Raw genomic sequence first — 8,635 nt, 5'->3', positions numbered from 1 at the left:
CGGTGAAACCGGTAAATTCAGCATCAGTGAAGCGGTATTCCGCTTTGGTGCCGATGTACGTATTGGCGATGACATGCGTGAAGCGCAGCTGCGTCTGATCCGTGATGGTGAAGCAGTAGTGCACACCAAAGAGCCAAGCCAAGGCAGCTTATTGTCTGAAGAAGATCAAGACGACCAAGCCCAAGAAGAAACAACAGAAGAGGGTGAAGCATGAGCATGATTGAACGCGGTAAATACCAATCGCTGACCATGGTCAACTGGAACGGCTTCTTTGCCCGTACGTTTGACATCGATGGTCTGGTCACCACGCTATCAGGTGGTAACGGTGCAGGTAAATCAACCACAATGGCGGCGTTCATCACCGCATTGATTCCTGACCAAACGCTACTGCACTTCCGTAACACGACAGAAGCAGGCAGCAGCCAATCGTCTCGCGACAAAGGTCTGTACGGTAAGCTACAGCCGGGCGCGTGTTATGCGGCGCTTGACGTGGTGAACTCACGTAACCAACGCCTATTGTTCGCAGTAAAACTGCAGCAAGTTGCAGGTCGTGATAAGAAAGTAGACATCAAACCGTTTGTTATCCAAGGTCTTCCAAGCCATGTGAAACCAACAGATATCTTGGTTGAAAGCGTATCTGCGACTCAAGCTCGTGTACGTCAAATCAATGAAGTAAAAGAATCAATCGCAGAATTTGAAGGCGTTCAATTTAAAGCCTTCTCTTCTATCGTGGATTACCACGCACAAATGTTTGAATTCGGTGTGATTCCGAAGAAACTGCGTAACTCTGGTGACCGTTCTAAATTCTACCGCCTGATCGAAGCATCGCTTTACGGTGGTATCTCAAGTGCGATTACCCGTTCGCTACGTGACTACCTTCTGCCACAAAACGGCGGCGTGAAGAAAGCGTTCCAAGATATGGAATCGGCGCTGCGTGAAAACCGCATGACGCTAGAAGCGATCAAAACCACGCAAGCAGACCGTGACTTGTTCAAACATTTGATTACAGAGTCGACCAACTACGTGGCAGCGGACTATATGCGCCATGCCAACGAGCGCCGTAAAAAACTAGAACAGACATTGTCTTTGCGTTCAGAGTTATTTGGTTCTCGCGAGACCTTGATTGAGCAAAACAATCTGCTTAACCGCGTTCAAGAAGAGCTGGAACTGCTGATCGAATCCGAATCTTCTTTAGAGCAAGACTACCAAGCGGCTTCTGATCACTTGCAACTGGTGCAAAACGCGCTGCGTCAGCAAGAGAAGATCGAACGCTACCAAGAAGATCTTGAAGAGCTGAGCGAGCGTCTTGAAGAACAAATGATGGTAGTGGAAGAAGCGCAAGAACGCGTGATGATGGCTGAAGAGCAAGCTACCGTTGCAGAAGAAGAGGTGGATAGCCTTAAGACGCAACTTGCTGATTACCAGCAAGCTCTTGACGTTCAGCAAACTCGCGCCCTTCAATATCAACAAGCAGTTCAAGCGCTGGAGAAAGCGAAGAAGCTACTTGGCGATGACAGCCTAACGGCGGAATCGGCTCAAGCGCTTGTCTCTGAGCTTAAGAGCAAAGAATCAGAAAACACCAATGCGTTGCTATCGGTTAAGCACAAACTGGACATGTCCTCTGCAGCGGCAGAGCAGTTTGAAACCGCGCTTAAACTGGTACAAAGCATCGTTGGTCAAGTTGAGCGCAAAGACGCGTCTGAACATGCGAAAACTGCAATCGCGAAAGCGCGTGAGTCACAACAAATCGCACAAAACGAACAGCAATGGCGAGCACAACACCGTGATCTCGAACGCAGCCTTAACCAGCAGCGTCAAGCACGTGAACTGGTTGCTGAATACAAAAAGCAATATCACGTTGAACTAACCGATGAGGTTACGTTTGAACAAGAACGTGAACGTCATGCGACGCAAATCGAATCACTAGAGATAGCTCAAGAAGAAGTTCGTGATCAGCGTGGTGAACAGCGCCGTCTAGAGCAAAACGCGGTGGCAGAAATCAGTAAGCTTGAAGCAATAGCACCAGCTTGGATCGCGGCGAACGATGCGCTAGAGAAACTGAGAGAGCAGAGCGGTGAAGAGCTTGAGGATCGCCATGCGGTAATGAACCACATGCAAGTTGTCCTTGAACAAGAAAGGGAGCTGTCTTTAGCTAAAGATAAGCTTGCTGAGCGCCGTAGCCAGCTAGACTCTGAGATTGAGCGTCTTGCTTCTCCTGGTGGTTCAAATGACCCTCGCCTGAAAGGTTTGGCAGATACGCTGGGCGGTGTATTGCTGTCTGAGATCTACGATGACATCACGATTGATGACGCGCCTTATTTCAGTGCGATGTACGGTCCGGCTCGTCACGCTATCGTTGTTTCTGACTTGTCAGGCATCGAAGAGAAACTGGTAGAGCTAGACGACTGTCCAGAAGACTTGTACATCATTGAAGGTGACATCGATGCCTTTGATGACAGCTCGTTCGATGCAGAAGAGTTAGAGGGCGCGGTTTGCGTTCGTATGAACGATCGCCAAATGCGTTACTCTCGCTTGCCTGAGATCCCATTGTTTGGCCGTGCGGCACGTGAGCAGCGTCTAGAGTTGCTGCGTAACGAACGAGAAGAAGTGGTAGAGAAACACGCAAAAGCGGCGTTTGATTCTCAGAAAATGCAGCGCTTGTACCAAGCGTTTAACCTATTTGTGTCTAACCACATTCAGGTTGCTTTTGACGCCGATCCAGAACAAGCACTGGCAACTATTCGTGATAAGCGTAACCAAATTGCTCGCGTGTTGGCGGATCTGGATGCGAAAGAGCAACAACAACGTTCTCAGCTTCAAACCAGCAAGCAAGCGTTGTCTTCTCTGGACAAGCTAGCGTCACACATGGTGCTTGTTGAAGATGAGTCATTGCAAGCGCGTTTTGATGAGCTAGAAGAGAAAATCGCTCAGCTTGCAGAGGCGAAGAACTTCTTAAGCAACCATGCAAAAGCCGTCGCGCAATTAGAGAATATTGCGTCTGCGCTTGATGCTGACCCAGAGCAATTCGACGCGCTAGAAGCAGAATACAAAGCGGCAGACGAACAGCTACAAGATCTTAAGAAGCAAATCTTTGCACTCTCAGATCTCGTTGAGCGTCGCCACTACTTCGCTTACTCAGATTCAGTAGACCTACTGAACAAGAGCAGCGAACTGAGCGAGCAGCTAAAAGCAAAACTGGTTCAAGCTGAACAAATGCGTACACGCTCTCGTGAAGAGTTGAAACAGTCGCAAGGCCAAATGAACCAATACAACCAAGTATTGGCGTCATTGAAGAGTTCACACCAAGCGAAACTGGAAACGGTTCAAGAGTTCAAACAAGAACTTCAAGAGTTTGGCGTGAACGCGGACGAAGGTGCTGAAGAACGTGCAATGCGTCGTCGTGATGAATTGCATGAGCGTCTACACACGTCTCGTAGCCGTAAGAGCGAATACGAGCGCACAATCACCTCTACTGAACTAGAGATGAAAGGCTTGGCGAAACGTCTGAAGAAAGTTCAGAAAGAATACGTTGAGCTACGTACCTTTGTGGTTGCAGCGAAAGCTGGCTGGTGCTCTGTACTTCGTCTGGCGCGCGAGAACGATGTTGAACGTCGTCTACACAAGCGTGAACTGGCTTACATGTCAGCGGATGAACTGCGTTCGATGTCGGATAAATCACTGGGTGCGCTGCGTCTAGCGGTTGCGAACAATGACGACCTGCGTGATGCGCTGCGTCTATCAGAAGACAACGCTCGCCCAGAGCGTAAAGTTCTGTTCTATATTGCTGTATACCAACACCTTCGTGAGCGTATTCGTCAGGATATCATCCGTACTGATGACCCAGTTGAAGCAATCGAAGAGATGGAAGTCGAGCTGGCGCGTCTAACGGAAGAGCTAACGCAACGTGAAAACCGTCTAGCGATCAGCTCTGAGTCGGTAGCGAGCATCATCAAGAAGACGATTCAGCGTGAGCAAAACCGTATTCGTATGCTGAATCAAGGCTTGTCGAACATTTCGTTTGGTCAGGTGAAGGGCGTACGTCTAAACGTGAAGATCCGCGAAAGTCACGAAGTGCTACTGAACGGTCTAGCGACACAACAAGAGCAGCACAAAGACCTGTTTGAATCGACTCGCTTTACTTTCTCCGAAGCAATGGCGAAGCTGTTCCAACGTGTGAACCCACATATCGATATGGGTCAACGTTCTCCTCAGGTTTTGGGTGAAGAGCTACTGGATTACCGTAACTACCTAGAGCTAAGTGTAGAAGTGAACCGTGGTACAGATGGTTGGCTACAGGCTGAGTCTGGCGCGCTATCAACAGGTGAGGCGATCGGTACTGGTCAGTCAATCCTACTGATGGTTGTTCAAAGCTGGGAAGAAGAATCACGCCGCCTGCGCAGTAAAGACATTGTGCCTTGTCGTCTGCTGTTCTTAGATGAAGCAGCGCGTCTGGATGCGAAATCGATCGCGACATTGTTCGAATTATGTGACCGTCTGGATATGCAGCTTCTTATCGCGGCACCAGAAAACATCAGCCCAGAGAAAGGTACGACCTACAAACTGGTACGTAAGGTGTTTAAAGACCACGAACACGTACACGTAGTGGGTCTGCGCGGTTTTGGTCAAACGGATAAGCCTAAGACCGAAGCACAAGAGATGATTGAAGAGTTTGAATCGTAAACTTCGAATCTAACAAAACGCCCGCAATGAATGCGGGCGTTTTTGTATCTGTTTACGAGGCAGGCTTCGAAATACATAAGATAAGCCGAGACTGTAGGACGGCAGTCTCGGCTTATTAACGGAACTTAATGAGGAAGCGACGTTTATTCCTCTGGAATATCGTCCCTGACTTCGATCATTTCAGCAAGCTCTTCGAGTGCTTGGACAGAAAGCTCAGACAAGCGTTGTAGGTGTTGGTCTAAGCTCTCTTGTTCTTCAAGCTCTGGTTCATCATTATTTGTTTCTTTTATTAGCATTTCCCAACCTCTCAAGTTGAGTAAGGGGAGCTCTCATCATACTCAAAAGGCAAAGTAGAAAAGAAACGATCTATGTTGATTTTGTTAGCTCGATCATTGATTCAACTTATATATGAGAAGGATGTGTTTAATAAGGAGAGCAAGTGCAAGGTTTTTGGATGCGGGAACAAAAACGCCAGTAATCATGACAATTACTGGCGAGTAATAACGAACATTATGTCGGAGGGTTAGAACAACGGCTTCACACCGAACTGCTCTGCCGCGTAAGCGACGCGTTCAATCGGTTTTGGATACTCAGCAGGTGTGCCAAGGCTCTCTATGTGTTTCAAACGAGGAAGCAAGCCTGCACCATTAGCGATTTGGATTGCCAGACCAGGGCGAGCGTTAAGCTCTAAAACCATAGGTCCTTCATCTTTATCCAGCACCATATCCGTACCCATGTATCCCAAACCTGTCATTTCCCAGGCACTTGACGCAAGCTCCAGCAAGCGCTCCCAATGCGGTACTTGAAGGGTCGAAAGGTCTTTACCTGTATCAGGGTGATGAGTCACTGGATGATCGAACTGCACCGCTCTGACGGCTTTACCTGTCGCGATGTCAATGCCTACTCCTACCGCACCTTGGTGAAGGTTTGCTTTGCCGTCGGAAGCCGCTGTAGAGCAGCGCATCATCGCCATTACTGGATAACCTTTAAATACGATGATCCGAACATCTGGTACGCCTTCATAACTGAAGCCATCAAAACAGTCATCAAACTTGATTAAGTTTTCAACCACAGCAACGTCATTTTTACCACCAAGAGAGAAAAGGCCAGCTAGCGCATTACTAATGTGACGCTCGACCTCATCCCTACCAATTGTAGAGCCGGAGGGTTTGGTATATACCCCGTTTTTGTGAGACGTAACAACCAGAATGCCTTTACCGCCACTACCTTGTGCAGGTTTGATTACAAAACCAGGCCAGTTCTCAACCATTTTGTGGATAGTCTTAACTTCAGCTTGGTTATGAATGACACCGATCAGGGCAGGAACTGTTGCTCCTGCTGCCTGTGCAATAATTTTGGTCTTTAGCTTGTCATCGACAAGTGGGTATTTAGAACGATCATTGTAACGGCCAATATAGCTGTGGTTACGCTTGTTCATCCCCATAATGCCTTTATGGCGAAGCTTAGACGGCGAAGTAAAACTTTCGAACATCGTTTAGTCCTCCGCTAGTGGTTTGAAGCGTCGTAGCTCAGTGAGGCGGTAACCTGTGTAAGTACCTAGTAATAGAATACCGGCCAGAACAATCAACTGTAGACCAATGAAGTTAAAGGTTAAGTGTTGAATGTATGAGTTCGTCATTGCAAGGTAAACTAATACCGCTGTCAGCAATGAACCACCACCTTGCAGAGCAACTTCCTTCGCACCTTCTTCTTCCCATAGGATTGACATACGTTCAATCGTCCAAGACAAGATGATCATAGGGAAGAAGGTAATTGTTAGGCCTTCCGTTAAGCCCATCTTAAACGCAACAACGGTGAACACCGAGATGATCATGATAACGGTAATAATGACCGCAGATATCCTTGCTACCAGCAATAAGTTCAACCTAGACAAATAGCTTCGAATAATCAGGCCTGTACCTACAATTAGCAAGAAACCGACAATACCCGTTAATAGTTGAGTTTGAACAAAAGCAACGGCAATCAACACAGGCATGAAGGTACCGGATGTTTTCAGGCCGATAATCACACGCAAGAACACAACGATCAGAGCACCAATAGGGATGAGCATGATGGTTTTGAACATCGCTTGCTCTTCCAAAGGTAAGCTATGAATTGAAATATTCAGTAATCCATCTGCTTCTATTTTGTTGTTTGTAGCTTGTTGTGGTGTCATTTCTTGCTTAATCATCGAGAAATGCACTTGGCTATTTTTACCACCAACAAGGTCAAGTAAGGATACGTTTGATTCATCCCACACTAACAAGTTGGGTTTCACTGCTTTTTGTTCGGATTTTGGCGAAAACAGTACCCAATCTTTACCTGACCAAACCTGAACCATTGGTTGAATTGTTTGGCGTCGACGACCATCTTCTAGTTCGATAACACCGACGGTTTTGCTTTGTATACCTGCGGTAAGCAAAATATTATGCAGTGCATCAGTACGGCTGAAATCGTTCAGTAGTAGCGACGAGTTTTGGCTATCTGGGTCATTAAGCGCTTTGATAAGCTCACGAGTAAACGTCACATTATCGGCTGAGCGACTCATCGCACGTTCGATAAGGGCATTTGCCGCTGCTGCTTGTGGTGCTGATAGCGTTGGTGGCGTAATGTCTTCCGTTGGCGGTAAAGGAGTGACTTTAGCCTGAGGGTCTACTAAGAACTGGGCTTTGTAGTATATGGTTTGTGGCCCTTGAGCTTGGCGAATTGACCATTCTGCACGACGGCCTGAATCGTCATTGATGTAGGAAACGCCATAACCTGATGAGGAAGCAGATTCACCGATAAGTGTGTAACCACTTTGTGTATGAGGTGCTGCAAGTGACGCTTTTACTTCGTTGCCGTTAGCATTGAACTCAATACGAGCTTCTACATCCCATACCTGGCGAGTTTCGCCTGGCGTCCAAGGCACGCCGTAGTTTTCATGTCTGAAAACACTCAGAGCAATGCCCGCAATCACCAATAAGATGATAGAAAGGTAAAACGGTATTTTTGACGTCATAATCTACCTTATTATTTTTTATCTTCGTCCGTTTGGATATAGGTACGACTTACATCGACAAGTGCTATGTCGCGCATAAATTCTCTACCCAGTAAAATAGGATGGTTCATATGTGAGCGATCTGCCAACGTAAATTGCGCTTTTTCATGAATTTTTCCAACGCGCACCCAAAGTTCTACCACAGCGCGGCGTTCTAACTCTTCACTGGTAACCTGGCGGATTTTGACGTAGCGAATGACAGGAGCTTCGATCCAAGTACTTTTCTCTTCTTCGGATTTACTGGTGTCTGCTAAGTGGAATCGGACCCATTTTTTGCCATTTCTTTCGAACTCTTCAATATCAACGGCATTTAAAGACGACGTCGCGGCACCAGTGTCGATACGTGCATCAAAAGTTTGCTTAATCGACTCTACAGTGACCTTTTCGATAGAGCCAAGGACAATATCGTGAGTTGGGGTTGGTTCCACAGGAGCGGGAGATTGGACAATAATCGGCTCTTTCGGTTTTTTTACTTCTGCCATTGCTTCATCGCGAAATGTAAGAAGTTCAACCTGTAGTTTATCGACTTGTTCTTCAAGGCTGTCGATATAGTCCGATTGGTTGCTGAGCTGTAGCTCTAGGTTGGTAATGCGATTATTGACATTCGCTTCTGAATTTTGAATCGCCGCTAACGTTTCTTGGTGGTACTGTTCGCCTTTGGTTAGTGAGCATCCAGATAGTAAGGCGATGGCAACAATCGGGGTCAATCGTAATAACATTGAAAACCTTGGGATTGGATTAAGTTGTTTATTTTTTAGGAGTTTAGCTTATATCGATAAAGCCTCACAAGTAAGAATGTTTCTCTATTACTTATTGTTTGAGGAATAGTGATGAAAAGCCAAAAATCAAGGACATAAAAGCGCATCCTTATTTAGAGCGTACTTATATTTTGACGTGACAAATGTATTCAAAAAA

General features: G+C 46.7%; 6 protein-coding genes. 2 read left to right on the top strand and 4 right to left on the bottom strand.

Going from position 1 to position 8,635, the window contains the following annotated elements; all coding sequences use genetic code 11:
• Both IQR33_RS33915 and mukB read left to right on the top strand, forming a co-directional pair.
• Window positions 1-214, top strand: a 214-nt coding sequence (locus IQR33_RS33915) for a chromosome partition protein MukE (protein WP_228014051.1), incomplete at its 5' end; no start/stop codon positions are given.
• A 2-nt stretch (window positions 215-216) separates the two neighbouring features.
• Window positions 217-4,680: a chromosome partition protein MukB gene (gene mukB, locus IQR33_RS21400; protein ID WP_193837473.1), complete on the top strand. Its 4,464-nt coding sequence runs from the start codon at window positions 217-219 to the stop codon at window positions 4,678-4,680.
• A 143-nt stretch (window positions 4,681-4,823) separates the two neighbouring features.
• On the opposite strand, the gene IQR33_RS21395 is transcribed toward mukB, so the two are convergent.
• From IQR33_RS21395 to IQR33_RS21380, 4 genes are all read right to left on the bottom strand, one after another.
• Window positions 4,824-4,976: a hypothetical protein gene (locus IQR33_RS21395; RefSeq protein WP_005378381.1), complete on the bottom strand. Its 153-nt coding sequence runs from the start codon at window positions 4,974-4,976 to the stop codon at window positions 4,824-4,826.
• Window positions 4,977-5,203: 227 nt separating this feature from the next.
• On the bottom strand, window positions 5,204-6,172 hold the full coding sequence (locus IQR33_RS21390) for an alpha-L-glutamate ligase-like protein (protein WP_005378387.1): 969 nt from the start codon (window positions 6,170-6,172) through the stop codon (window positions 5,204-5,206).
• Window positions 6,173-6,175: 3 nt separating this feature from the next.
• Window positions 6,176-7,681: an inactive transglutaminase family protein gene (locus IQR33_RS21385; protein ID WP_005378389.1), complete on the bottom strand. Its 1,506-nt coding sequence runs from the start codon at window positions 7,679-7,681 to the stop codon at window positions 6,176-6,178.
• 11 nt (window positions 7,682-7,692) lie between these two features.
• Window positions 7,693-8,439: an ATP-dependent zinc protease gene (locus tag IQR33_RS21380; RefSeq protein ID WP_005378391.1), complete on the bottom strand. Its 747-nt coding sequence runs from the start codon at window positions 8,437-8,439 to the stop codon at window positions 7,693-7,695.
• Window positions 8,440-8,635 lie beyond the last annotated feature (196 nt).

The sequence above is a fragment of the Vibrio sp. OPT46 genome, from assembly GCF_015163535.1.
GTDB classification, from domain to species: domain Bacteria; phylum Pseudomonadota; class Gammaproteobacteria; order Enterobacterales; family Vibrionaceae; genus Vibrio; species Vibrio alginolyticus.
Note: the sequence above shows the minus strand (reverse complement) of the source record. Positions and strands in the feature narration are given on the sequence as shown.

Bases quoted from the DNA above. Each gene is read 5' to 3' on its own strand.
- IQR33_RS21390 (WP_005378387.1), bottom strand. From the start codon at position 6,172: ATGTTCGAAAGTTTTACTTCGCCGTCTAAGCTTCGCCATAAAGGCATT.
- IQR33_RS21380 (WP_005378391.1), bottom strand. From the start codon at position 8,439: ATGTTATTACGATTGACCCCGATTGTTGCCATCGCCTTACTATCTGGA.
- IQR33_RS21385 (WP_005378389.1), bottom strand. From the start codon at position 7,681: ATGACGTCAAAAATACCGTTTTACCTTTCTATCATCTTATTGGTGATT.
- IQR33_RS21395 (WP_005378381.1), bottom strand. From the start codon at position 4,976: ATGCTAATAAAAGAAACAAATAATGATGAACCAGAGCTTGAAGAACAA.
- mukB (WP_193837473.1), top strand. From the start codon at position 217: ATGATTGAACGCGGTAAATACCAATCGCTGACCATGGTCAACTGGAAC.